We start from the raw sequence: 24,550 nt of genomic DNA on the forward strand, positions 1-24,550 counted from the left end.
TCGCGATTGAGGTCGCGACCGTCCCCCTGTAATACATGGCAGAAGAGAATCAAAACTTCTCTAGCCGCGCCCCACACCCCCGGCAAAACTTCGCATCCGCCGCATGATCGGCAAGATCATAAGCCGCGCAATGCGCCCCGTGTTTCGAACGCATCTCCGCCGCCAGCTCCGCTGCAAAGATCCCCGTAGGCACGGCGATAATGCTGTAACCCACCAGCATGATCACCGATGTCACCATCTGCCCCAACGTGGTGTGCGGCGTGATGTCGCCGAAGCCCACCGTCGTCATCGTCACGATGGCCCAGTACATCGAGCGTGGGATGCTGTCGAACCCGTTCTCCGGCCCTTCGATCAGATACATCAGTGCGCCGAAGATCACCACGAGCGTCATGATCGTGCTGATGAAGATAAGAATCTTGCGTCGAGCGCGTATGAGCGTCGACCACAACAGATCGGCCTCGCCCATGTACTGGGTCAACTTCAGAATGCGGAAGATGCGCAGGATGCGTAGCGCGCGGATCACCACCAGATACTGGCTGCCGATGAAGAACAGGCTCAGATAGGTCGGCAATACGGCCAGCAGGTCGACGATCCCGAAGAAGCTGAAGATGTAGCGCCATGGCCGGTTGACCACGGCGATGCGCATGCCGAACTCGATCGTGAAGGCGATCGTGAACAGCCATTCCAGTGCGTAGAAAACGCGACTCCAGCCGATGTGCAGATTGGCCACAGTGTCGAGTATCGACACGAGGATGCTACCTACGATCATGACGATCAGCGCCAGGTCGAAAGCGCGCCCGGCGCGGTCGTCATGGCCGAAGATGATATGGAACCAATGCGCGCGCCACGGTGCGCCTTTTGCTGGACTGAATCGCGTCAGTGCCGACTGCGTCGCGCGCTGGTTCATGGGAAAAATCCTTCTGTCGTTATCCTTTGTCGAGCGATTGCAACACGTCGCGCGATGCCTGCAAAGTCGCGGCGATGTCCTCATCGCTGTGCGCGCTGGATAGAAACCCGGCTTCGAAGGCCGAGGGTGCGAGGTAGATCCCGCGCTCCAGCATGCCGTGGAAATAGCGGTTGAATCGTGTCGTATCCGCTTTGGTCGCCTGTGCGTAGCTGGTGACCGTTTCGCCGGTAAAGAACAGGCCGAACATGCCGCCCACGCGGTTCACACTGAACGGCACGCCCGCACCATCGGCGACCGCCTGCAGGCCATCGGTGAGCACTCGAGTGCGCGCAGCCAGCGTGTCGTAGAAGCCCGGTGCCTGGATCAGCTCCAGCATCGCCAGACCTGCCGCCATGGCGACCGGGTTACCGGAAAGCGTGCCGGCCTGGTAGATCGGGCCCGCCGGTGCTACCTGCTCCATCAGGTCGCGACGGCCGCCATAGGCACCCACCGGCATACCGCCGCCGATGATCTTGCCGAAGGTGGTGAGATCCGGCGTGATGCCGTAATGCGCCTGCGCGCCGCCCAGCGCCACACGGAAACCGGTCATCACTTCGTCGAAGATCAGCAGTGCGCCCGATTGCGTGCACAGCTCGCGCAGACCTTGCAAATAGCCGTCTACCGGCAGGATGCAGTTCATATTGCCCGCAACCGGTTCGATGATCAGTCCGGCGATCTCATGGCCGTGTTCGGCAAACAGTGCTTTGGCTGCCTGCAGATCGTTATAGGGCAGGGTGAGCGTGAGATCGGCATTTTCCTTGGGCACGCCAGGCGAGGTAGGCACACCGAACGTGAGCGCGCCCGAGCCGGCTTTCACCAGAAAGCTATCGCCATGGCCGTGGTAGCAACCCTCGAATTTGACGATCTTCGAGCGTCCCGTGGCGCCGCGCGCCAGGCGGATCGCCGACATCGTCGCCTCGGTACCCGAATTGACCATGCGCACCATATCCACCGAGGGGATCAGTTTGACGATGGTTTCGGCCATAGTGACTTCGGCCGGGCACGGTGTGCCGAACGAAAGGCCATCGCGTATAGCGCGTTCTACCGCTTCGCGCACATGCGGATGATTGTGGCCGACGATCATCGGCCCCCACGAGCCCACGTAGTCAATATAGCGCTTGCCTTCGACGTCCCACAGGTAGGCGCCGTCCGCGCGCGCCGTGAAGAACGGTTCGCCGCCGACCGATTTGAAGGCGCGTACCGGCGAATTCACGCCGCCGGGCATCAGCTGTTGCGCGCGCTGGAAAAGTTCGTGGTTGCTGCTCATCGGGTCGGTCCGTTAGGCGTTGAATGGGGAAAGAGATCGGCAAATCGGCGCGCGGCGGCGCGTACGTCGTCGGCGCCGAATACGGCGGAGATCACGGCCAGGTAATCGGCGCCCGCGTCGATCAGATCGCCGCCATTGTCCGGTGTGATGCCGCCGATCGCTACCCGCGGCACGCCCAGCGCGGCGCTCTGCCGCAACAGCTCAGGTGGAGCGCGGCGGGCATCCGGCTTAGTGGGCGAGGAGAAAAACGCGCCGAAGGCGACGTAATCGGCACCCGCCGCCGCCATGGCCCGAGCCCGATCGATGCTGTCGTAACAGGACACGCCAATGATCGCCTGTGCGCCCAGGGTTGCTCGCGCGGCAGCAATATCGCCATCGTCTTCGCCCAGATGGACGCCGTCGGCATCTGCGGCATGTGCCAGTGCGACATCGTCATTGACGATCATCGGCACGCCGAATTCGGCGCAAAGGGCTTTCAGCGCCAGGGCTTCCTCGCGCCGCCGGGCATGATCCGGGGTCTTGTCGCGGTATTGCAGTACCCGGGCGCCGCCTTCCAGCGCCTGGCGCGTCACGGCAAGCAGGTCGAGGCGGGGGCCGTCGGTGATGATGTAGAGGCCGCGGCCGGAAAATCGAACAGGGTGCATGTCTCTTCCCATGTAAATCTGAGGTGCCGTGACGAAAAAGCGCTTTCGCAACGGCGAGCGAGTTGCGAGAATGGCGCTTTCCCTAAGCCATTCAAGCCTTTTCTGATGAGTCCTAGCTCCGATACCACCACCCTGCGCAAATGGATGTGCGTCGTTTGCGGTTTCATTTACGACGAAGCCGAGGGTCTGCCTGACGAAGGCATTGCGCCCGGAACGCGCTGGGCCGATGTGCCGGACACCTGGACCTGCCCGGATTGCGGTGCGACCAAGGAAGATTTCGAGATGATCGAAATCGACTGATCGCGCTCGCGCATCGTCGTCCAAGTCGTATCAGGGCCCGGCCTTGCCGGGCTTTGCCCGTAAAAGGCCCGATTTCTTCACCTCTGAATCCCTAAGCATCTGTTCTTATGCTCCTGCGCCCCGCCTTTGGGGGCGTGCACTACCAGGAGCCAAACACCATGCAGCAGTTCATCCCCTTCGAAGACGAGTGGGACATGTTGGAAAAACTGCTTCCCGAGTCGTTGATTCCCTATCGTGTCGGCGTGCCATGCACGCACGGCCTTGCCGATACACCGGCGGCCAATCAGCGTGCGCCGCTCACGTCGCCATTGATCGTCAACTCGTCGCCGACCTGAATCCCGGCCTGTTTGGCCACGCTACCGGCCAGCTCCAGTACGTACTGGGCCGATCCGTAACTCGAATAGACCTTGCACGGATCGGCCTTGCACGGCTGTGCCTCCGCAGCGATCGCGATCAGCTTGCGATCCTTATCGAAATACAGGATGTCCAGCGGGATGAGCGTGTTCTTCATCCAGAAGTAGCGCGTTTCGGCATTGGGAAACACGAACAGCATGCTGTGATCGGCTGCCAGCCGGGTGCGATCCATCAGGCCGTGCTCGCGGCCGGCGTCATCGAGCGCCAGTTCGGTCGAAAAGGTCTTCCCGTGCAGGGCGACGCTGGGTGTCTTCGCCGCGTTGGCGGCCAGAGCAGAGCCCGCCATAAGAGCCAGGGCAAGGATGGGCACGGAAAGCGGCAGGCGTTTCATCATGGGCACTCTCTATAGTGGGAAGGGCGCGGGCGAGTGTAACGTCGGCCTCGACCGTCATCGAATGGAAAAAAATCGTCATTCCCCCCTTCACAGGCATGACGGCCGGCGCTATGATTCACACCCCTTCGACGAGACGTCCTCCGCGAAGGTTTCCTGCTCCACCCTCCGCTGAAAATTGATCTTCACGAAGGTGTTGACGGACAGGAAAAACGATGTAATATGGGCGGCTCACTCGGGACGAAATGTTCCGAAGCGGATCGAGAAATCGGACGCAAGTGGTTGAGATCTTTGACAGTGTGCGCAGGTGACTTGTGTGGGCGTCTTGCGTTGGGCGGAAAATCTGTCCAACAAATGCAAGCGTCTAACCTAAGAGTCAATTCAAAAGCTTGACGTTTATGGTTAGGACTAACGCTTCAGAAAGATAGATGGTTTCGGCCATCGAAAACTTAAGTGAAGAGTTTGATCCTGGCTCAGATTGAACGCTGGCGGCATGCCTAACACATGCAAGTCGAACGGCAGCACAGCAGTAGCAATACTGTGGGTGGCGAGTGGCGGACGGGTGAGTAATGCATCGGGACCTGCCCAGACGTGGGGGATAACGTAGGGAAACTTACGCTAATACCGCATACGTCCTACGGGAGAAAGCGGGGGATCGAAAGACCTCGCGCGGTTGGATGGACCGATGTTCGATTAGCTAGTTGGTGAGGTAATGGCTCACCAAGGCGACGATCGATAGCTGGTCTGAGAGGATGATCAGCCACACTGGGACTGAGACACGGCCCAGACTCCTACGGGAGGCAGCAGTGGGGAATATTGGACAATGGGCGCAAGCCTGATCCAGCAATGCCGCGTGTGTGAAGAAGGCCTTCGGGTTGTAAAGCACTTTTATCAGGAGCGAAATACCACGGGTTAATACCCTATGGGGCTGACGGTACCTGAGGAATAAGCACCGGCTAACTTCGTGCCAGCAGCCGCGGTAATACGAAGGGTGCAAGCGTTAATCGGAATTACTGGGCGTAAAGGGTGCGTAGGCGGTTCGTTAAGTCTGTTGTGAAATCCCCGGGCTCAACCTGGGAATGGCAATGGATACTGGCGAGCTAGAGTGTGATAGAGGATGGTGGAATTCCCGGTGTAGCGGTGAAATGCGTAGAGATCGGGAGGAACATCAGTGGCGAAGGCGGCCATCTGGATCAACACTGACGCTGAAGCACGAAAGCGTGGGGAGCAAACAGGATTAGATACCCTGGTAGTCCACGCCCTAAACGATGCGAACTGGATGTTGGTCTCAACTCGGAGATCAGTGTCGAAGCTAACGCGTTAAGTTCGCCGCCTGGGGAGTACGGTCGCAAGACTGAAACTCAAAGGAATTGACGGGGGCCCGCACAAGCGGTGGAGTATGTGGTTTAATTCGATGCAACGCGAAGAACCTTACCTGGCCTTGACATGTCTGGAATCCTGCAGAGATGCGGGAGTGCCTTCGGGAATCAGAACACAGGTGCTGCATGGCTGTCGTCAGCTCGTGTCGTGAGATGTTGGGTTAAGTCCCGCAACGAGCGCAACCCTTGTCCTTAGTTGCCAGCACGTAATGGTGGGAACTCTAAGGAGACTGCCGGTGACAAACCGGAGGAAGGTGGGGATGACGTCAAGTCATCATGGCCCTTACGGCCAGGGCTACACACGTACTACAATGGTCGGTACAGAGGGTTGCAATACCGCGAGGTGGAGCTAATCCCAGAAAGCCGATCCCAGTCCGGATTGGAGTCTGCAACTCGACTCCATGAAGTCGGAATCGCTAGTAATCGCAGATCAGCTATGCTGCGGTGAATACGTTCCCGGGCCTTGTACACACCGCCCGTCACACCATGGGAGTGAGTTGCTCCAGAAGCCGTTAGTCTAACCGCAAGGGGGACGACGACCACGGAGTGGTTCATGACTGGGGTGAAGTCGTAACAAGGTAGCCGTATCGGAAGGTGCGGCTGGATCACCTCCTTTCAAGAAACGACAGACGTCCAACGTCAAGACGTCCACACAAGACACCTGCACATCCAAACCGCGCGATAGAGCGCGAGGCCTATAAGGCCGAGAAGCTTTATGGGTCTGTAGCTCAGGTGGTTAGAGCGCACCCCTGATAAGGGTGAGGCCGGTGGTTCGAGTCCACCTAGACCCACCATTATTGGGAAGGACCCTTAGTTCATGGGGCCATAGCTCAGCTGGGAGAGCACCTGCTTTGCAAGCAGGGGGTCGTCAGTTCGATCCTGACTGGCTCCACCAGTTCGAAAGCGATCTGAAGCGATTTGGATGTGTAGCGCACACAAAAGATTTATTGAAACGTATCGGCGTTGAGGCCGATGTCGTGTTCTTTGAAAATGTAAACGAGTGACAAGCGTCTTGGTTCGAAACCGAATCGAGATGTGTCGTTGAGGCAAGTAAAGCGAAATGCGATTGGCATTAATCCTGAGGCGACTTGGGGTTATATGGTCAAGCGAATTAAGCGTATACGGTGGATGCCTTGGCGGTCAGAGGCGATGAAGGACGTGGCAGCCTGCGAAAAGTATCGGGGAGCTGGCAACAAGCTTTGATCCGGTAATGTCCGAATGGGGAAACCCACTCCGTAAGGAGTATCCATGAGTGAATACATAGCTCATGGAAGCGAACTCAGGGAACTGAAATATCTAAGTACCTGAAGGAAAAGAAATCAACCGAGATTCCGTCAGTAGCGACGAGCGAACGCGGACTAGCCCAAAAGTGCACAGTGTTTTAGTCGAATGGTGTGGAAAAGCCAGCCGTAGCGGGTGATAGCCCCGTAGGCGAAAGGGCACCGTGCATGAAATTGAGTAAGGCGAGGCACGTGAAACCTTGTCTGAACATGGGGGGACCATCCTCCAAGGCTAAATACTCCTGACCGACCGATAGCGAACAAGTACCGTGAGGGAAAGGCGAAAAGAACCCCGGAGAGGGGAGTGAAATAGACCCTGAAACCGTATACGTACAAGCAGTGGAAGCCCGCAAGGGTGACTGCGTACCTTTTGTATAATGGGTCAGCGACTTACTGTCAGTGGCAAGCTTAACCGTATAGGGGAGGCGAAGGGAAACCGAGTCTGAATAGGGCGCATAGTCTCTGGCAGTAGACCCGAAACCGAGTGATCTATCCTTGGCCAGGTTGAAGGTGCGGTAACACGCACTGGAGGACCGAACCCACATCTGTTGCAATAGATGGGGATGAGCTGAGGATAGGAGTGAAAGGCTAAACAAACTCGGAGATAGCTGGTTCTCCTCGAAAGCTATTTAGGTAGCGCCTCGTATGAATCTTCCTGGGGGTAGAGCACTGTTATGGCTAGCGGGCCATCGCGGCTTAGTAAACCATGGCAAACTCCGAATACCAGGACAGAATGTACGGGAGACACACGGCGGGTGCTAACGTCCGTCGTGAAAAGGGAAACAACCCAGACCCGCAGCTAAGGTCCCAAAGTTATAGCTAAGTGGAAAACGATGTGGAAAGGCATAGACAGCCAGGAGGTTGGCTTAGAAGCAGCCACCCTTTAAAGAAAGCGTAATAGCTCACTGGTCGAGTCGGTCTGCGCGGAAGATTTAACGGGGCTAAGCTATACACCGAAGCTCGGGGTGCACACTATGTGTGCGCGGTAGAGGAGCGTTCCGTAAGCCTGTGAAGGTGGATTGTAAAGTCTGCTGGAGGTATCGGAAGTGCGAATGCTGACATGAGTAACGATAATGGGGGTGAAAAGCCCCCACGCCGAAAGCCCAAGGTTTCCTCGCGCAACGTTCATCGGCGCAGGGTGAGTCGGCCCCTAAGGCGAGGCAGAAATGCGTAGTCGATGGGAAGCTGGTTAATATTCCAGCACTTGTCTGTAGTGCGATGTGGGGACGGAGAAAGTTAGGTCTACCAGGCGTTGGTTGTCCTGGGGAAAGGCGGTAGGCATGCATCTTAGGCAAATCCGGGATGCTTTATGCCGAGCACCGAGACGAGTCCATTAGGACGAAGTGACTGATACTACGCTTCCAGGAAAAGCCACTAAGCTTCAGCTACAGAGAAACCGTACCGTAAACCGACACTGGTAGGCAGGGTGAGAATCCCAAGGCGCTTGAGAGAACTCGGGTGAAGGAACTAGGCAAAATGGCACCGTAACTTCGGGAGAAGGTGCGCCCTTTTTGGTGGCTACATGCGTAGCTGAGCTGAGAAGGGTCGCAGTAACCTGGCCGCTGCGACTGTTTATCAAAAACACAGCACTCTGCAAACACGAAAGTGGACGTATAGGGTGTGACGCCTGCCCGGTGCTGGAAGGTTAATTGATGGGGTCAGCCGCAAGGCGAAGCTCTTGATCGAAGCCCCAGTAAACGGCGGCCGTAACTATAACGGTCCTAAGGTAGCGAAATTCCTTGTCGGGTAAGTTCCGACCTGCACGAATGGCGTAACGACAGCGGCGCTGTCTCCACCCGAGACTCAGTGAAATTGAAATCGCTGTGAAGATGCAGCGTTCCCGCGGCAAGACGGAAAGACCCCGTGAACCTTTACTATAGCTTTACACTGAACGTTGAGTTCTTCTGTGTAGGATAGGTGGGAGGCTACGAAACCGAGACGCCAGTTTCGGTGGAGCCATCCTTGAAATACCACCCTGAAGTGCTTGACGTTCTAACCTAGGTCCGTAATCCGGATCAGGGACCGTGTATGGTGGGTAGTTTGACTGGGGCGGTCTCCTCCTAAAGAGTAACGGAGGAGCACGAAGGTACGCTCAGCGCGGTCGGACATCGCGCACTGTGTGCAAAGGCATAAGCGTGCTTGACTGCGAGATCGACGGATCAAGCAGGTACGAAAGTAGGTCTTAGTGATCCGGTGGTTCTGTATGGAAGGGCCATCGCTCAACGGATAAAAGGTACTCCGGGGATAACAGGCTGATACCGCCCAAGAGTTCATATCGACGGCGGTGTTTGGCACCTCGATGTCGGCTCATCACATCCTGGGGCTGTAGCCGGTCCCAAGGGTATGGCTGTTCGCCATTTAAAGTGGTACGCGAGCTGGGTTCAGAACGTCGTGAGACAGTTCGGTCCCTATCTGTCGTGGGCGTTGGAGATTTGAGGGGGGCTGCTCCTAGTACGAGAGGACCGGAGTGGACGTTCCGCTGGTGTTCGGGTTGTCATGCCCATGGCATTGCCCGGTAGCTACGAACGGAAGTGATAACCGCTGAAAGCATCTAAGCGGGAAGCACGCCCCAAGATGAGATCTCCCGAGAGCTCGACTCTCCTTAAGGCACCATCAAGACTAGGTGGTTGATAGGCACGGTGTGGAAGTGCAGCAATGCATTGAGCTTACGTGTACTAATGAGCCGTGAGGCTTGACCATATAACCCCAAGACGCTTCGTAACACGAAGCCTCAACGAAACATCTCAATTCACCAGACGCTTGTCACTCGTTTACACCTCATTGGATCTGGCGCTTAAAGCGCTGATCCAACCCTTTCCCTGGCGGCTATAGCGCTGTGGTCCCACCCGATCCCATCCCGAACTCGGAAGTGAAACGCAGCTGCGCCGATGGTAGTGTGGCATTGCCCATGCAAGAGTAGGTCACCGCCAGGGGCTTTATACTGAGAAACCCGCATCAATCGATGCGGGTTTTTCTTTTGTTGCGGTTCGGGTCGCAGACCCGCACTGCAACAGGTCACCGCCAGGGGCTTTATTTAAAAACCCGTCTCGTTATCGAGGCGGGTTTTTCTTTGTTGCTGTGCAAGTCGAAGACCTGCATCGCAACATCGACCTTCCCCACTCGTCATCCCGGCGAAGGCCGGGACCCAGTGACTTTGTGATCGGTTATCGCAAGAGCCAACACGCATCGGCTCGATCGCGACAACCAGAAACCGACGTCACTGGATCCCGGCCTGCGCCGGGATGACGACTCGGGGAGGCTGAGGCTACTCGGGGTTCCCTTCCCGACCACGCGCTCCCGTCGCGACTGAAGTCGCTCCTACAAACTCAGGCAGGCACGGCTAGCTTGTAGGAGCGACTTCAGTCGCGACCGCACCCTCCCAACATCAATGTGCATCCGGCCATCGCCTAACCCACCCCTTGGAATACGATAAGCCACCAGATCACAAGGACGCCCAATGCTGGATCTCGTCGGAGGTTGGCTAGTCGGCCTTCTACTGCAGGGCCTATACGAACTAGGCTTCCGTTCAGTAGCCCAGCTCCGCCCCATGGAACAGCTTCGCCGCAAACCCAGGCATTGGGCGGCGATCATCTGGTGGGCCATCTTCGGAGCGGCGGCCGGCGATATCAGCGTGTTTATCTTGCCCACGCGGCTCACCACCGGAGCATGGAGCATCGCTATTGTCTTGTTTGTCCCCTTGCTCGCCGGACTGGCCGCGTTCCTGCTGAGTGGCTGGCATAGAAGTCGCTTCGCCTGCGGCTATGTCTTCGCACTGGCCTTCATTCTGTTGCGATACTGGCTTGTAACCCAGGGCTGAAACATACCCTACGGAAGCGCATGTCCCGCTCCCCTATTAGAATGGCCGTCTTGTTGAATCATCGAGGTCCTCCGTGATCATCCATCCCAAGGTTCGTGGCTTTATCTGCATCACTGCGCATCCGGTCGGCTGCGAGAAAAACGTGCTCGAGCAAATCGAGATCACCAAGGCTGCCGGCGTTTCCGCGTCGGGCCCCAAGCGTGTGCTGGTGATTGGTGCATCCACGGGCTATGGACTGGCATCGCGTATCACCGCGGCGTTCGGTTACGGCGCGGCAACCCTCGGTGTGTTCTTCGAGAAGCCGTCCAGCGATACCAAGACCGGTACCGCCGGTTGGTACAACTCCGCCGCATTCGACAAGCTCGCCAAGCAGGCTGGCCTGTACAGCAAGTCGATCAATGGCGACGCGTTCTCTGACGAAACTCGCGCGCGTGCGATCGAGTTGATCAAACAGGAGATGGGCGGCCAGATCGACCTGGTGGTTTATTCGCTGGCATCGCCCGTGCGCAAGCTACCGGCTACCGGTGAACTCGTTCGCTCTTCGCTCAAGACCATCGGTGAAACATTTACGGCATCGTCGGTCGACACCAATCGCGACACCGTCGTGCAGGTATCGGTGGAACCCGCGACCGAGCAGGAGATCAAGGACACCGTCACCGTCATGGGTGGCGAAGACTGGGCGCTGTGGATCGAAGCGTTGAGCAAGGCGGGCGTGCTCGCCGATCACGCCAAAACCGTGGCCTATAGCTACGTCGGCACGGAAATCACCTGGCCGATCTATTGGCACGGCACGCTGGGCCAAGCCAAGCAGCATCTGGACAACACCGCGCGCAACCTGCGCAGCCAGTACGCCGCGCAGCATCTCGACGCCTATGTCGGCGTGATGAAGTCTGTCGTCACTCAAGCCAGCGCCGCCATTCCGGTGATCCCGCTGTACGTCTCCATGGTGTTCCGCATCATGAAGGAGAAGGGCATCCACGAAGGCACGATCGAGCAGATCAACCGTCTGTTCCATGATCGCCTGTACCGTCAGGACGCCAAGACGCCGGACACCGATAGCGAAGGCCGCCTGCGCCTGGACGACTGGGAGCTGCGCGACGATGTGCAGCAGGCCTGCAAGGACATGTGGCCGACCGTGACCACCGATAATCTGTGGGAACAGACCGACTACGCAGGCTACAGGCAGGATTTTCTGCGCCTGTTCGGTTTCAAGCGCAAGGACGTCGACTACGATGCCGACGTCGATCCGAACGTGACCTTCGACGTCGTCGAGCTGTAACTCCAAGTCACCGATGACCCCATGTTGTGCCGGACCGCGCAGGTCCGGCGCAGTCGATGAAGGACGCATCGCATGAATCTCGCACTGTTTGATTTCGACGGAACGATCACGACTCGCGAGATGTATCGCGACTTCATCCAGGTCGCCGTGCCACGGCATCGTCGTGCGTTCGGAGCCTTCCTGTTCGCCCCCATGGTGGTGGGCTACAAGCTCGGCTGGATCTCCGGCTCGGTGATTCGCGCGGCAGTGGTCGCCTATGGGCTGCGCGGTGTTACCGAAGTGGCGATCGATGAAGCCGGCAGGAGCTTCGCGCGCAATGCCTTGCCTGGCGTCCTGCGCGTCAACGCCATGGAACGGATCCAATGGCACAAATCCCAGGGTGACCGCATCGTGGTCGTCTCCGGTGCGCTGGATGTCTACCTCTCGCATTGGTGCCGTGAGCATGAGCTCGAGCTGATATGCACTTCGCTCGAAGCAAAAGATGGTCGCTTGACCGGTCGCCACCGCGGTAAACAATGCGTGGGCAAGGAAAAAGCGCAACGCATCCTGCAGGCGCTCGACCTTCAGACATTCCCCACGATCTACGCCTACGGCGACACCAAGGAAGACCTGGATATGCTGGGCCTGGCGCACAAGAAGTTCTATCGTTGGTGCGAAATGGGTTGATGGCTCCCGGACACTGGCGCCATGATGACCATGTAATACGCCGTGCCGGAGGAACGATGGATCCACGACTCAACCGACGCCAGGAAGAACTGGTGGCGATCGTGCAGCGCGAAGGCTTCGCCGCGGTGGACCAGCTCGCCGCGCATTTCGACGTCGCACCGCAGACGATCCGTCGCGATCTGAACCTGCTGGCCGATTGCGGCCTGCTCCGTCGCTATCACGGTGGCGTGGGTGCACCGTCGAGCGTGGAGAACGTGGCCTATGCTGCGCGCCAAGGCCTGCAACAGGCGGAAAAGCAGCGTATCGCGGCATCGATCGCCAGCCAGATCCCGGATGGCGCGTCCCTTTTCATCAATCTGGGCACGACCAACGAAGTGGTCGGCCGCGCCCTGCTCGAACATCGCGGCCTGCGCGTCATTACCAACAACCTCAATATCGCGATCGCGCTCAGCGACAACCCGACCTTCGAGGTCATCGTCGCCGGCGGGGTAGTGCGCGGCCGCGACCATGGCGTTACCGGCGAAGCGACGATCGAGCTGGTCCGTCAGTTCAAGGTGGACTACGGCATCATCGGTATTTCCGGTATCGAGCTCGACGGTACGCTGCTCGACTTCGATTTCCATGAAGTGCGCGTCGCCCAGGCCATCATCGAACACTCGCGCCAGGTGTTCCTCGGCGCGGACCACAGCAAGATCGGCCGTAACGCGATGGTGCGGCTCGGCGACTTCTCGCACGTCGACGCGTGGTTTACCGATCGTCAGCCGCCGGAGGCACTCTTGCCCGTACTCGAAGCGGCCGGCACCCAGCTGCATATCGCCGAGGGCGACCCCGAGTAGCGCCTTTCCCAGGGTTCGCTGCGGTGCAGCGTGCCATGTTCGTTATTGTTCGAATATGCTCGTTTATACGCAGGCGACCGGCCTGCTGATCGTGAAATGTTCGTATACGAGCATTCAGGCCTGCATGAGGCCTCACCCTCAGCGCCGTTCGCCCTCCCGCAGGCGAATGGAGTGGGTGATGGTCGAGCACGTGGTCGAGCAGGTCGATGTACTGGTGGTCGGCGGTGGCGTGAACGGCGTAGGCATCGCCCGCGATGCCGTGGGCCGAGGACTCTCCGTCTGGCTGTGCGAGCGTGACGACCTGGCGGCGCACACCTCCAGTGCCAGCACCAAGCTGATTCATGGTGGCCTGCGCTATCTCGAGCAGTTCGAGTTCGCCCTGGTCGGCAAGGCCCTGGCCGAGCGTGAGGTGCTGCTACGTGCGGCGCCGCACATCATCTGGCCGTTGCGCTTCGTCCTGCCCCATCAGCCGCATCTGCGGCCGGCCTGGATGATTCGCATCGGCCTGTTCCTCTACGACCATCTGGGTCGCGGTCGTCGCACCTTGCCCGGCTCGCGCCGGGTCCGCTTCGGCAAGCATGTCACCGGCGAACCGTTGCGCGACGAATTCACTCAAGGCTTCGTCTATTCCGACGCCTGGGTGCAGGACGCACGCCTGGTCGTGCTCAACGCCATGGATGCCGCGCGTCGCGGTGCGACGATCGAAACACATACGCGCTGTGTCAGCGCGACACGCGAAAGCGATGGTTGGGTGGCCGAGTTGGAATCGCGCGACGGGCGTCGCTACACCGTGCGCGCAAAAGCGCTGGTGAATGCGGCAGGACCATGGGCTGCTTCGTTTCTCGACAACGTTGCGCACATCAAGCACGAGCACTCGCTGCGCCTGATCAAAGGCAGCCACATCGTCGTGCCGAAGCTGTACGACCATCGCTACGCCTATATCTTCCAGCAACCGGATCGCCGCATCGTCTTTGCCATTCCCTACGAGCGCGATTTCACGCTGATCGGTACGACCGACATCGAGTACAAGGACGATCCCTCGCATCCGGTCATCAGCGACGAAGAGACGCACTATCTCTGCGATGCGGCCAATCGTTATTTCAAGAAGCAGCTGACCATCGCCGATGTTGTGTGGAGCTACAGTGGCGTGCGTCCGCTGTTGCAGGACGAAGCGGGCAGCGCGTCGGAAGTCACACGCGACTATCAGCTCGATCTCGATACGAATGGTCCTCCGCTGCTCAATGTCTTCGGCGGAAAGCTCACCACCTTCCGCAAGCTGTCCGAAGAAGCTGTCGATCGGCTCGCTCCGTTGCTTGGTAACAACAAGCCGGCATGGACGGCCGATGCGAAACCGCTGCCGGGTGGCGGTGAACGCGATATCGACGGCTTGCTCGAAGACATCCGTTCGAGTCGTCCTTGGCTGTCCGAAGCCTTTGCATGGCGACTCGTGCACAGCTACGGCACACGTGCGCGTGACCTGCTTGGCGAAGCCGGCAGCCTCGCTGCGCTGGGCGAGCATTTCGGCGCCGATCTGTATCAGGCGGAAGTCGATTACCTGGTGCGTCACGAATGGGTGACAGAGGTCGAGGATATTCTGTGGCGTCGTAGCAAGTTAGGTTTGCGCATCGAAAAAGAAGGCGTCGCACGCCTCGCGGCCTACCTGGAAAAGCGTGCATAAAACCCCTGGCGGGGCCATTCCGTGAACCGATGGAGAGAGGGATCATGCGGCAGCAAATCGGCGAGTTGATATCTGAAGCCTTGGCCATGTTCATCATCATTGCCTTTGGCGATTCGGTGGCATGCATGTACGTGCTCTACGACCCGAGCCCTTACCAGAACGCCTATTGGGGCGTCTGCATCGCCTGGGGCCTGGCGGTGACGATCGCGATCTACGCCACCGGTTCGGTGTCGGGGACGCATGCCAATCCGGCAGTGACGCTCGCGCTGGCCTTGTTCCGCGACTTCTCATGGTCGAAGGTCGTGCCGTACTGGATCGCGCAGGTGATCGGTGCCTTCCTCGGAGCAAGCGTCGTCTACGTGTTGTTTGGCCCCGTGATCGACCATTACAACGAGGTGCATCAGCTCACCCGCGAGGCCGGAGGGGCCGCCGGGGTGTTCTTCACACACCCGGGCCTGGCGATTACGCCGATGCATGCATTGCTGGATCAGATCATCCTTACCGCGTTTCTGCTGTTCGGCATCTTTGCGATCACCGAGCAGTACAACGAGATGGCGCCGGGCGCCAACTCCGGTGCGTTGATGATCGGCCTGCTGGTAGCGACGATCGGTGCGTCGATGGGTTATCTCGAAGCCTGGGCGATCAATCCGGCGCGTGATTTCGGCCCGCGTCTTTTCGCGTATTTCGCCGGCTGGGGACGCTCGGCGCTGCCCAGTCCGGACAATTACTGGTGGGTGCCGATCGTCGGTCCGCTGATCGGCGGTGTCGTCGGTGGCGCGGCCTATCAGTATCTCGTGCATCCGTTCCTGCCGGCACGTCAGCGCGCGCTCGAACAACAGCGCCAGTCGGCTTCCGTCAATTCGGCTCAGTGAGGCGAGACATGAACAAGCGATACATACTGGCGATCGACCAGGGCACCACCAGCTCGCGCACTATCCTGTTCGACCACGACGGCAATATCGTCGGCACCGCACAGCGCGAATTCCCGCAGATCTTTCCGCAGCCGGGCTGGGTCGAACACAACCCGCGCGAGATCATGACCAGCGTGCTGGTCACGATGACCGAGGTGATCAATCAGACCGGCGTCGATCCGGCCAGCATCAACGGTATCGGCATCACCAATCAGCGCGAAACCGCCGTAGTCTGGGACAAGGCCACCGGCCAGCCGATCTACAACGCCATCGTGTGGCAATCGCGCCAGACCGCGGAAATCTGCGAGCAGATCAAGGCAGATGGTCATGATGGGTTATTCCGCGAAAAGACCGGGCTACTGGTCGACGCTTATTTTTCCGGCACCAAGGTGAAGTGGATACTCGACAAGGTCGAGGGTGCACGCGAGCGTGCGAAGAAAGGCGAGTTGCTGTTCGGCACGATCGACACCTGGCTGATCTGGAATCTCACCGGTGGCAAGGTACACGTCACCGACTACACCAACGCCTCGCGCACCCTGATGTACGACATCTACAAGCGCGACTGGGACGACGAGCTGCTCAAGATCCTCGACGTGCCGCGTGCGATGTTGCCCGAGGTGAAGTCGTCGAGCGAGGTTTACGGCAACGTCCAGGCCAAGCATTTCTTCGGCCATGAAGTGCCTATCGCGGGCATCGCCGGCGATCAGCAGGCGGCGCTGTTCGGGCAGGCGTGTTTCGAGCCGGGCATGGCCAAGAACACCTATGGCACCGGTTGCTTCATGCTCATGAATACGGGCGACAAGGCGGTTCGTTCCAAGAACGGTTTGCTCACGACGATTGCCTGGGGCGTCGATGGCAAGGTCGAGTATGCATTGGAGGGCAGCATCTTCGTCGCCGGCTCGGTGATCCAGTGGTTGCGCGATGGTTTGCGCATGTTGGGCAAGGCGAGCGATTCGCAGGACTACGCCGAACGGGCGCGCGACAACGACGGCGTTTATTTTGTGCCGGCATTTGTTGGCCTGGGTGCGCCGTATTGGCGTAGCGATGTGCGCGGCGCGGTGTTCGGTTTGTCGCGTGGCACGACCAAGGAGCAGTTCATCCGCGCCGCGTTGGAGTCGATGGCGTATCAGACACGCGATGTGCTCGAAGCGATGCAGAGCGACTCGGGCATCCAGCTGAAGGAGTTGCGCGCGGACGGCGGCGCGATCGCCAACGATTTCATGGCGCAGTTCCAGGCGGATATTCTCGATGTAACGCTCTTGCGTCCGAAGGTGCAGGAAACGACGGCGCAGGGCGCTGCGTATCTTGCCGGGCTTGCCGTGGGCTTCTGGGAGAGTCGAGACGATATTTCCAGGCGCTGGGCAGTGGATCGTCAGTTCAAGCCGTCGATGCAGAAGGATCGGCGTGAAGAGCTGTATGCGGGGTGGAAGCAGGCAGTGCAGGCGACGATGGGGTTCAAGCCGGCTAAGGATAAGAGCGATTGAAGAACCTCCTCATACTCGTCATCTCGGCGCAGGCCGGGACCCAGTGGCTTCGGTTTTAGGTTTTCGCGATAGAGCAGAATTTATCGTCTCTCGCGATAACCGATCGCAAAGCCACTGGGTCCCGGCCTGCGCCGGGATGACGATATATGGGGAGTTCTCGCAAGGTTGGAAAAGAAAAGGCCTCCGGAGATCGGAGGCCTCATCAAATCAAGAAAACAAAACTTTAGATCGCGTAACCAAACTGATCCGCAAATTCCTTGGCAAACTCAGCATAAGTAAATCGCTGATTCTGCGTCCCCGGATGCTCCACCTTCAGCGCACCCATCAACGAAGCCATACGGCCCACCGTCGGCCAATCCTTGCCCTTCATGATGCCGAAGATCAGCCCGGCGCGATAAGCATCGCCGCAGCCAGTCGGATCAACCACTTGACGCTCGCGCGCCGGCGGAATTTCATGCGTCGTGCCATCGGCAAGATGAATCAACGACCCACGCGGCCCCTGCGTCACGATGTACGCATCGACGCGCTGCGCAATCTCCGCCGCAGTCCAACCGGTACGTGACTGCAACAGCTGCGACTCGTAATCGTTGACGATCACGTAGGTCGCCTTCTCGATCATCGAACGGAACTCGTCGCCGTTGAACAACGGCATCGCTTGGCCCGGATCGAAAATGAAAGGCACCTTGCGCGACGCGAATTCGTCGACGTGCTGCAGCATCGCTTCACGGCTGTCCGGCGCAACGATCGCGAAGGTCACTTCAGGAATATCGCGCACATGGTTTTCGTGCGCGCTCGACATCGCACCCGGATGGAATGCGGTGATCTGGTTGTTATCCAGGTCGGTCGTGATGAAGCACTGCGGTGTGAACTGCTCGTCGTACACGCGCACGTAGTCCATGCGGATGCCGAACTCCTCCATGTGCTGACGATACGGCGCGAAGTCCTGCCCGACAGCAGCCACCGGCAACGGATCGGCGCCAAGCAGCTTCAGGTTGTACGCGATGTTGCCGGCGCAACCGCCGAACTCGCGACGCATGCGCGGCACCAGGAACGACACATTCAGGATATGCACCTGATCGGGCAGGATGTGATTCTTGAACTGGTCCTGGAACACCATGATGGTGTCATAGGCCAGCGATCCGCAGATAACGGCAGACATGGTGCGTGAAAGCCCCCGAGCTGGTGAAAAGTGAGATGAAAGCGGCCGCGTCGCATCCCGTTACCCCGGGTTCGGCCAAACCCGGGGATAGTACCTTTATCCGTTCGCCAGGGCGAATATCTGTCTTTTTTCTGACCTCGCTCCGAAGGCAGAAAACGCACTTATCACCGCGATCTACAAGGGTTTCTTAACGAGATACTCCTTGCGTGGAGGGGGCGGCGACACTAAACTGGCTCGCTTACTTTTTAGCCAGACCAGGGTGTACGGCGGCCACATGTTCAAGAAGTTTCGCGGGATCTTTTCTAACGATATCTCCATCGACTTGGGCACGGCCAACACGCTCATTTATGTGCGTGGTCAGGGCATTGTGCTGAACGAGCCTTCGGTGGTGGCCATTCGTCAGGACCGTGGTCCGGGCGGTCCGCGCGCTGTCGCAGCCGTCGGTAGCGATGCGAAGAAGATGCTGGGCCGAACCCCGGGCAATATCGCCACCGTCCGCCCGATGAAGGACGGCGTGATCGCCAACTTCTCGATGACCGAGGCGATGCTGCAGCATTTCATCAAGCAGGTGCACCGTTCGCGTCTGCTGCGCCCGAGCCCCCGCGTGCTGGTCTGCGTGCCCTGCGGCTCGACCCAGGTGGAGCGCCGCGCGATCAAGGAATCGGCCGAAGGCGCCGGTGCCCGCGACGTGTTCCTGATCGAGGAACCGATGGCCGCGGCGATCGGCGCCGGTATTCCGGTGCATGAGGCGCGCGGTTCGATGGTGCTCGATATCGGTGGCGGTACCTCCGAGGTGGCAGTCATCTCCTTGAACGGCATCGTTTATTCCCAGTCCGTCCGCGTCGGTGGCGACCGCTTCGACGAAGCGATCATCAACTACGTGCGCCGCAATCACGGCACCCTGATCGGCGAGTCCACCGCCGAGCGGATCAAGATGGAAATCGGCTGCGCGTTCCCGCAGACCGACGTGCGTGAGATCGAAATCTCCGGCCGTAACCTGGCCGAGGGCGTGCCGCGCATGTTCACCATCAACTCCAACGAGGTGCTCGAAGCCCTGCACGAGCCGCTGTCGGGCATCGTGGCGGCGGTGAAGTCGGCACTGGAACAGACCCCGCCGGAACTGTGCTCCGACGTGGCCGAGCGCGGCATCGTGCTTACCGGCGGCGGCGCGCTGCTGCGTGACCTGGATCGCCTGATCTCCGAAGAGACCGGCCTGCACGTGCAGGTGGCCGACGAGCCGCTGACCTGCGTGGCACGTGGCGGCGGCAAGGCGCTGGAGCTGATCGACCAGCACGGTAGCGATTTCTTCGCGCCGGAATAAGCAGCAGGCCCCTCCCTCGAGGGGGTCGTCAACGCCCTCTGCCGGTCAGGTAAGAGGGCCGGGTAAGGAGCGGTACGCTTGATCTTGTCGATCGAAAACTCTTCTTTCGGCGCATCGCGGTCGCTCCGCATCCTTACCGTTCGTGTTTTCCGCCGGATACCGGTGTTCGTCCCACGCAGTACGGGTAGTCCGGTTTCATGGCGCTGACGCGCGAAGACAATTCTCCGCTGTTTGCCGGCACCGTCGCCGGCACGCTGCGTTTGATCTTTTATCTCGCGCTGGCCATGGTGCTGATGGTGCTCGACCATCGCAACGGCTGGATCTGGCGCATCCGTTACTCCATGTCGGTGGTGGTAGAGCCGGTCTATCGGCTTGCCGGCTTGCCGGCCGCGGGCATGCGCACGCTGACCGTGGCCTTTGCCGACCGCAAGCTGTTGACCGAGCAGAACCAGCGTCTGCGCGAAGACCTGTTGCTGGCCAATGCCAAATTGAACCGCATGGCCGCGGTGGCCGAGCAGAACCAGCGTCTCAAGGGTCTGCTCGACACCCAGCACAGCCTTGAGCTCAACGTGCAGCTCGCTCGCGTGATCGGCATGGACCTGGGCACCAACCAGCAGCGACTGGTGGTGAACCTGGGTGCGCGCGACGACATCAAGCAGGGCCAGGTGGTGATCGACGCGCATGGCGTGATCGGCCAGATCGTCGAAGTGCTGCCGACCACCTCGATCGTGATGCTGGTGACCGACCCCAATCACGCCACGCCGGTGATGGTGGAGCGCACCGGCCTGCGCACCGTGGCCTATGGCGTGCGCGAGGGCGACCAGCTCAGCCTGCCCAACGTGCCGATGGCCGCCGATATCCGTGCTGGCGACAAGCTGTTGAGTTCGGGCCTGGGCGGTCGCTTTCCGCCCGGGTTTCCAGTCGGTGAGGTGTTGAGTGTGGGCCAGTCGCAATCGGGCATGTTTCTCGAAGCGCGTGCACGGCCCACCGCCGATATCGACCGCAGCGACGACGTGCTGATCCTGCACGATCAGGCCGAGCCGGTCGGTCCGCCTTCGCCTGCCGCGCCAGTCGGCCCACCAGCCAGCCTGGCGCCGCCGCCGGGCGAAATCGCCGCGCCTGCCAGCGCGCGTACGGCGGCAACGCCAGCTTCGACCACTTCGGCAGTGCAGCCATGAACAAGCAGCGTCTGAGTGCATTGTGGGTCGCCGGTACGTTGGCGTTTGCGTTGCTGTCGATGCTGGTGCCGCTGCCGGGCGTGCTGCAGCCGTTCAAGCCGTACTGGCCCGCGCTGGTGTTGATCTACTGGGCGCTCGAATCCAATGACCGCGTCAGCCTGGGGCTGGCCTTCGTAGTGGGTCTGGCTGCCGATCTGCTCGACGGTCTGCTGTTGGGCGAGCAGGCGCTGCGCCTGTGTGCGATCGTCTTTATCGTGCTGCGCTTCCGCTCGCGCCTGCGCTTCTTCCCGATGTGGCAGCAGACGCTGGCGGTGTTGGCGCTGTTGGTGAACGACCGCATCCTGTTGTTGATCGTGCGCGTGTTTGCCGGCGACGCGTTGCCGCCGCCGAGCTGGTGGATCTCGCCCTTCGTCGGTGCGGCCCTGTGGCCCTTTGTGTTCCTGTTGCTCGATGACCTGCGGATGCGCCTGCGCATCCAGCAGCAATAGGCGCGCATGGCACGGCGTTCGCTCAAGGACACCCGCGGCGAAAGCGCGCTGTTCCGGCGCCGCGCGCTGGCGGGTTTTCTGCTGATCCTGGTCGGCCTGGGCGCGCTGATCGGCCGCTATGTCTATTTGCAGGTCTACCACCACGACGAGTTCGCCTCCCGCTCGGAAAGCAACCGCATCAAGCCGCGTGCGATTCCGCCGGCGCGCGGGCTGATCTACGACCGCAATGGCGTGCTGCTGGCCGACAACGTGCCCGCGTTCCGCCTCGAAGTGATCCCCGAGCAGATCGACGATATGCCGACCCTGCTGGCCGAGCTGGGCAACGTGATTCCGCTCAGTGCCGACGACCTGGACAACTTCAAGAAGCAGCTCAAGCAGAACCGTCGCTTCGACAGTGTGCCGTTGAAGCTGCGCCTGACCGAAGACGAGATCGACCGCTTCGCGGTGAATCGCTGGCGCTTTCCCGGTGTGGATGTCGTGCCCTATCTGACGCGGCGCTATCCGCTGGGGCCGCTGTTTGCCCATGTGGTGGGCTACGTCAGCCGCATCGATGCGGACGATCTCAACCGGCTCGACCCGGAGCGCTACAAGGGCACCAGCCACGTGGGCCGCACCGGGCTGGAGCGTTCGTACGAAGACATGCTGCACGGCACGCCGGGCTACGAGCTAGTCGAGGTGAATGCCGATGGGCGCGTGCAGCAGGTGTTGAAAACCTATCCGCCGATACCGGGCAAGAATCTCTATCTCAGCATCGATGCGCGGGTGCAGAAGGCGACGACCGATGCTTTCGAAGGTCGCCCGGGCGGCGCGGTGGCGATCGATCCGCGCAATGGCCAGGTGCTCTCCATGGTCAGCGTGCCGAGCTACGACCCCAACCTGTTCGTCAACGGCATCAGCCGCGTCGACTACAGCTCGTTGACCAATGCGCCGGACAAGCCGTTGCTCAATCGCGCGCTGGTCAGCGCGTATCCGCCGGGTTCGACGGTCAAGCCGTTCCTCGCGCTGGGCGGTCTCGAATACGGTATCCGCCGGCCGGAAGACACCGTGCTGTCGACCGGTCAGTTCTGCATTCCGGGGCAATCGCGCTGTTACCGCGACGACACGCCCGGTGGCGACGGCACGGTCAACATGGTGCGGGCGATCCAGAAATCGACCAACACGTACTTCTACAAGCTTGCGCTCGACCTCGGCATCGATCGCCTGAGCAGCTGGATGGGCAGCCTGGGCTTCGGTGATCGGACGGGTATCGACCTGGTGGGCGAAGGTCGCGGCATCCTGCCATCGCGCGAGTGGAAGGCATCACGCAGCAAGGCAGGCTGGTTTCCGGGCGAAACCATCATTGCCGGCATCGGGCAGGGTTACTGGAACGTCACCGCGTTGCAGCTGGCGCACGCCACCGCAACGTTCGCCGGACACGGCACGCCGTATGCACCGCGACTGGTCATGTCGACCCAGGATGCCGGTGTGAACGCGCAGCCGCAGCCGTTGGCCAACCCGCCGAGTGGCCCGTCGGTGATCAAGAATCCCGCGCACTGGAATACGGTCAACCAGGGCATGGAAGCGGTGATCACGGGTGGTACCGGTAAGATCGTCTTTACCGGGTTCCCTTATCTGGTGGCCGGCAAGAGCGGCACGGCCGAACGTTTCTCGCGCAAGACCGACGCCTATGACACCAACAAGAATTCGGCGTATCTGGCCAAGCGCCACCGCGCCTGGTTTATCGCCTACATGCCTGCCGATGCACCCAAGATCGCCATGGCGGCGATGGTCGAAGCGGGCGCCTGGGGCGCATCGGATGCCGGTCCCATCGTGCGCAAGACGCTCACGGCGTGGATCGAGACGCAGGGCGGGGCAGTGCCGCCGATGACGCCCGAAACGGCGCCGCAGGTACCTGTCGACAACGATCAACCGGAAGATGCTCCGGTGGCGACACCGGCGGATATGCCGGCTGCACCCAGTAGCACGACTGACGACAACGACGGAGACGCACAATGATCGAAGCGGCTCTGATGCGTTTGCGCTATTTCCTCAAGCGCATCATGACGCGCCCGCGCATCGACCTGCCGCTTGCCGGTGGTCTGCTGCTGCTCGCCTGCGCCGGCCTGGTCACGCTCTACAGCGCGGGCGGCAACAACATGGCGCTAGTGGTCGGGCAGGCCGGCCGCTTCGTCATGGGCGCGGTGCTGATGGTGGTGATTTCGCGCATCCCACCATCCGTGCTGCGTGGCTGGACACCGTGGCTGTATGCCGGCAGTACTGCGCTGCTGCTGGTGGTGGCTGCGCTGGGTGAAGGGCGCGGAGCGTATCGCTGGCTGGATCTTGGCGTGATGCGCTTTCAGCCATCGGAACTGCTCAAGCTCACCATGCCAATGATGGTCGCCTGGTATCTGCATCCACGTCAGCTGCCGCCGAGCTGGAAAGACATCATCGTCGTTGGCATCTTGATCGCCATGCCGGCCGGACTTATTGCCGAGCAGCCGGATCTGGGCACGGCCTTGCTGGTCGCTGGCGCAGGCGCGTTTGCGTTGTTCCTGTCGGGAATGGCCTGGTGGAAGATCGGCAGCCTGCTGGCGGCCGTGGGCGGCATGATCCCGGTGGCCTGGCACTTCCTGCACGAATACCAGCGCAACCGCGTGCGCACCTTGCTCGATCCCGAATCCGATCCGCTCGGCAACGGCTGGCACATCATCCAGTCGCAGATCGCTGTCGGCTCCGGCGGCGTCTTCGGCAAGGGCTGGCAGCACAGTACGCAGTCGCGCCTGGACTTCCTGCCCGAGCACACCACCGACTTCATCTTCGCGGTGTTTTCCGAAGAGTTCGGCCTGGTCGGCGTGATCGCCATCGTGACGCTCTACGCCTTCATCATCGGCCGCTGCCTGTGGATCGCGATGGAAGCGCGCGAAACCTATTCGCGCCTGCTCGCCGGCGCGATCGGCATGAGCTTTTTCGTCTACGTCTTCGTCAATGGCGGCATGGTCGCGGGCATGTTGCCGGTGGTCGGCGTGCCGATGCCATTAGTCAGTTATGGCGGCACATCGGCGGTGTCGTTGTTGACTGGGTTCGGCGTGCTGATGTCGATCCATGCGAACCGAAAGATGCACGTGTGACGCCGCGAGGCCGGCGGCTTTACCGCTCACCTCATGCTAGGCTCCGAGAAAGCCGTACCAAACGA

General features: G+C 60.2%; 19 protein-coding genes, 2 tRNA genes and 3 rRNA genes. 19 read left to right on the top strand and 5 right to left on the bottom strand.

The window, feature by feature from the left end; all coding sequences use genetic code 11:
• Positions 1–49: 49 nt before the first annotated feature.
• Genes QMG46_RS06975 through thiE form a run of 3 tightly spaced genes read right to left on the bottom strand, consistent with a single transcriptional unit; the run spans position 50 to position 2,857 of the window.
• Positions 50–907 carry an ion transporter gene (locus tag QMG46_RS06975; protein ID WP_281851770.1) on the bottom strand — a complete coding sequence of 286 codons (858 nt, stop codon included), beginning with the start codon at positions 905–907 and terminating at the stop codon, positions 50–52.
• A gap of 19 nt (positions 908–926) precedes the next feature.
• Positions 927–2,213, bottom strand: coding sequence for a glutamate-1-semialdehyde 2,1-aminomutase (gene hemL, locus QMG46_RS06980; protein ID WP_281851771.1), 1,287 nt, complete (start codon positions 2,211–2,213; stop codon positions 927–929).
• Positions 2,210–2,857 (bottom strand): thiamine phosphate synthase, encoded by a 648-nt coding sequence (gene thiE / locus QMG46_RS06985; RefSeq protein ID WP_281851772.1) that lies wholly within the window; start codon positions 2,855–2,857, stop codon positions 2,210–2,212. The genes hemL and thiE overlap by 4 nt, the downstream gene beginning before the upstream one ends.
• A 105-nt stretch (positions 2,858–2,962) precedes the next feature.
• Between thiE and QMG46_RS06990 the strand changes: the two genes are divergently transcribed.
• Positions 2,963–3,157: a rubredoxin gene (locus tag QMG46_RS06990; RefSeq protein WP_281851773.1), complete on the top strand. Its 195-nt coding sequence runs from the start codon at positions 2,963–2,965 to the stop codon at positions 3,155–3,157.
• Between the two features lie 158 nt (positions 3,158–3,315).
• Positions 3,316–3,492, top strand: coding sequence for a hypothetical protein (locus QMG46_RS06995; protein WP_281851774.1), 177 nt, complete (start codon positions 3,316–3,318; stop codon positions 3,490–3,492).
• On the opposite strand, the gene QMG46_RS07000 is transcribed toward QMG46_RS06995, so the two are convergent.
• Positions 3,441–3,905 carry a DUF192 domain-containing protein gene (locus QMG46_RS07000; RefSeq protein ID WP_281851775.1) on the bottom strand — a complete coding sequence of 155 codons (465 nt, stop codon included), beginning with the start codon at positions 3,903–3,905 and terminating at the stop codon, positions 3,441–3,443. The two genes, QMG46_RS06995 and QMG46_RS07000, sit on opposite strands and share 52 nt — an antisense overlap.
• 447 nt (positions 3,906–4,352) lie before the next feature.
• On the opposite strand from QMG46_RS07000, the gene QMG46_RS07005 reads away from it, so the two are divergent.
• The 12 genes from QMG46_RS07005 (at position 4,353) to glpK (ending at position 17,232) form a co-directional block, all read left to right on the top strand.
• Positions 4,353–5,897 (top strand): 16S ribosomal RNA (locus tag QMG46_RS07005).
• 101 nt (positions 5,898–5,998) lie between these two features.
• Positions 5,999–6,075 (top strand) — tRNA-Ile (locus tag QMG46_RS07010).
• Between the two features lie 25 nt (positions 6,076–6,100).
• Positions 6,101–6,176 (top strand) — tRNA-Ala (locus tag QMG46_RS07015).
• A gap of 205 nt (positions 6,177–6,381) precedes the next feature.
• Positions 6,382–9,261 (top strand): 23S ribosomal RNA (locus tag QMG46_RS07020).
• A 118-nt stretch (positions 9,262–9,379) separates the two neighbouring features.
• A 5S ribosomal RNA gene (gene rrf / locus QMG46_RS07025) occupies positions 9,380–9,494 on the top strand.
• Together the 16S, 23S and 5S rRNA genes with 2 tRNA genes alongside form the textbook arrangement of a ribosomal RNA operon.
• A 614-nt stretch (positions 9,495–10,108) precedes the next feature.
• Positions 10,109–10,378 carry a hypothetical protein gene (locus tag QMG46_RS07030; RefSeq protein WP_281851776.1) on the top strand — a complete coding sequence of 90 codons (270 nt, stop codon included), beginning with the start codon at positions 10,109–10,111 and terminating at the stop codon, positions 10,376–10,378.
• Positions 10,379–10,451: 73 nt separating this feature from the next.
• Positions 10,452–11,657: an enoyl-ACP reductase FabV gene (gene fabV / locus QMG46_RS07035; protein ID WP_281851777.1), complete on the top strand. Its 1,206-nt coding sequence runs from the start codon at positions 10,452–10,454 to the stop codon at positions 11,655–11,657.
• A 72-nt stretch (positions 11,658–11,729) separates the two neighbouring features.
• Positions 11,730–12,323: an HAD family hydrolase gene (locus tag QMG46_RS07040; RefSeq protein WP_281851778.1), complete on the top strand. Its 594-nt coding sequence runs from the start codon at positions 11,730–11,732 to the stop codon at positions 12,321–12,323.
• A 56-nt stretch (positions 12,324–12,379) separates the two neighbouring features.
• Positions 12,380–13,159 carry a DeoR family transcriptional regulator gene (locus QMG46_RS07045; protein WP_281851779.1) on the top strand — a complete coding sequence of 260 codons (780 nt, stop codon included), beginning with the start codon at positions 12,380–12,382 and terminating at the stop codon, positions 13,157–13,159.
• 190 nt (positions 13,160–13,349) lie between these two features.
• Positions 13,350–14,837 (top strand): glycerol-3-phosphate dehydrogenase, encoded by a 1,488-nt coding sequence (glpD, locus tag QMG46_RS07050; RefSeq protein ID WP_281852832.1) that lies wholly within the window; start codon positions 13,350–13,352, stop codon positions 14,835–14,837.
• 41 nt (positions 14,838–14,878) lie between these two features.
• On the top strand, positions 14,879–15,709 hold the full coding sequence (locus tag QMG46_RS07055) for an MIP/aquaporin family protein (protein WP_281852833.1): 831 nt from the start codon (positions 14,879–14,881) through the stop codon (positions 15,707–15,709).
• An 8-nt stretch (positions 15,710–15,717) separates the two neighbouring features.
• Positions 15,718–17,232: a glycerol kinase GlpK gene (gene glpK, locus QMG46_RS07060; RefSeq protein ID WP_281851780.1), complete on the top strand. Its 1,515-nt coding sequence runs from the start codon at positions 15,718–15,720 to the stop codon at positions 17,230–17,232.
• A 223-nt stretch (positions 17,233–17,455) separates the two neighbouring features.
• Here the strand turns inward: glpK and QMG46_RS07065 are convergent, their stop codons facing one another.
• Complete coding sequence (locus QMG46_RS07065) at positions 17,456–18,391, bottom strand: carbohydrate kinase family protein (protein WP_281851781.1); 936 nt, start codon at positions 18,389–18,391, stop codon at positions 17,456–17,458.
• Positions 18,392–18,665: 274 nt separating this feature from the next.
• On the opposite strand from QMG46_RS07065, the gene QMG46_RS07070 reads away from it, so the two are divergent.
• From QMG46_RS07070 to rodA, 5 genes are all read left to right on the top strand, one after another.
• Positions 18,666–19,712: a rod shape-determining protein gene (locus tag QMG46_RS07070; protein WP_281851782.1), complete on the top strand. Its 1,047-nt coding sequence runs from the start codon at positions 18,666–18,668 to the stop codon at positions 19,710–19,712.
• 197 nt (positions 19,713–19,909) lie between these two features.
• Positions 19,910–20,890: a rod shape-determining protein MreC gene (mreC, locus tag QMG46_RS07075; protein WP_281851783.1), complete on the top strand. Its 981-nt coding sequence runs from the start codon at positions 19,910–19,912 to the stop codon at positions 20,888–20,890.
• Positions 20,887–21,378, top strand: a complete 492-nt coding sequence (gene mreD / locus QMG46_RS07080) for a rod shape-determining protein MreD (RefSeq protein ID WP_281851784.1) — start codon at positions 20,887–20,889, stop codon at positions 21,376–21,378. Before mreC ends, mreD begins: the two co-directional genes overlap by 4 nt.
• A 6-nt stretch (positions 21,379–21,384) precedes the next feature.
• Positions 21,385–23,373, top strand: coding sequence for a penicillin-binding protein 2 (gene mrdA, locus QMG46_RS07085; protein ID WP_281851785.1), 1,989 nt, complete (start codon positions 21,385–21,387; stop codon positions 23,371–23,373).
• Positions 23,370–24,485, top strand: a complete 1,116-nt coding sequence (gene rodA / locus QMG46_RS07090) for a rod shape-determining protein RodA (protein WP_281851786.1) — start codon at positions 23,370–23,372, stop codon at positions 24,483–24,485. Before mrdA ends, rodA begins: the two co-directional genes overlap by 4 nt.
• The last annotated feature ends 65 nt before the right edge of the window (positions 24,486–24,550 follow it).

This window comes from Dyella sp. GSA-30, assembly GCF_027924605.1.
GTDB lineage: Bacteria > Pseudomonadota > Gammaproteobacteria > Xanthomonadales > Rhodanobacteraceae > GSA-30.

Coding starts and splice junctions, on each gene's coding strand:
- QMG46_RS06975 (WP_281851770.1), bottom strand. CDS start 907: ATGAACCAGCGCGCGACGCAGTCGGCACTGACGCGATTCAGTCCAGCA.
- hemL (WP_281851771.1), bottom strand. CDS start 2,213: ATGAGCAGCAACCACGAACTTTTCCAGCGCGCGCAACAGCTGATGCCC.
- thiE (WP_281851772.1), bottom strand. CDS start 2,857: ATGCACCCTGTTCGATTTTCCGGCCGCGGCCTCTACATCATCACCGAC.
- QMG46_RS06990 (WP_281851773.1), top strand. CDS start 2,963: ATGAGTCCTAGCTCCGATACCACCACCCTGCGCAAATGGATGTGCGTC.
- QMG46_RS06995 (WP_281851774.1), top strand. CDS start 3,316: ATGCAGCAGTTCATCCCCTTCGAAGACGAGTGGGACATGTTGGAAAAA.
- QMG46_RS07000 (WP_281851775.1), bottom strand. CDS start 3,905: ATGATGAAACGCCTGCCGCTTTCCGTGCCCATCCTTGCCCTGGCTCTT.
- QMG46_RS07030 (WP_281851776.1), top strand. CDS start 10,109: ATGGAACAGCTTCGCCGCAAACCCAGGCATTGGGCGGCGATCATCTGG.
- QMG46_RS07040 (WP_281851778.1), top strand. CDS start 11,730: ATGAATCTCGCACTGTTTGATTTCGACGGAACGATCACGACTCGCGAG.
- QMG46_RS07045 (WP_281851779.1), top strand. CDS start 12,380: ATGGATCCACGACTCAACCGACGCCAGGAAGAACTGGTGGCGATCGTG.
- glpK (WP_281851780.1), top strand. CDS start 15,718: ATGAACAAGCGATACATACTGGCGATCGACCAGGGCACCACCAGCTCG.
- QMG46_RS07065 (WP_281851781.1), bottom strand. CDS start 18,391: ATGTCTGCCGTTATCTGCGGATCGCTGGCCTATGACACCATCATGGTG.
- QMG46_RS07070 (WP_281851782.1), top strand. CDS start 18,666: ATGTTCAAGAAGTTTCGCGGGATCTTTTCTAACGATATCTCCATCGAC.
- mreC (WP_281851783.1), top strand. CDS start 19,910: ATGGCGCTGACGCGCGAAGACAATTCTCCGCTGTTTGCCGGCACCGTC.
- mreD (WP_281851784.1), top strand. CDS start 20,887: ATGAACAAGCAGCGTCTGAGTGCATTGTGGGTCGCCGGTACGTTGGCG.
- mrdA (WP_281851785.1), top strand. CDS start 21,385: ATGGCACGGCGTTCGCTCAAGGACACCCGCGGCGAAAGCGCGCTGTTC.
- rodA (WP_281851786.1), top strand. CDS start 23,370: ATGATCGAAGCGGCTCTGATGCGTTTGCGCTATTTCCTCAAGCGCATC.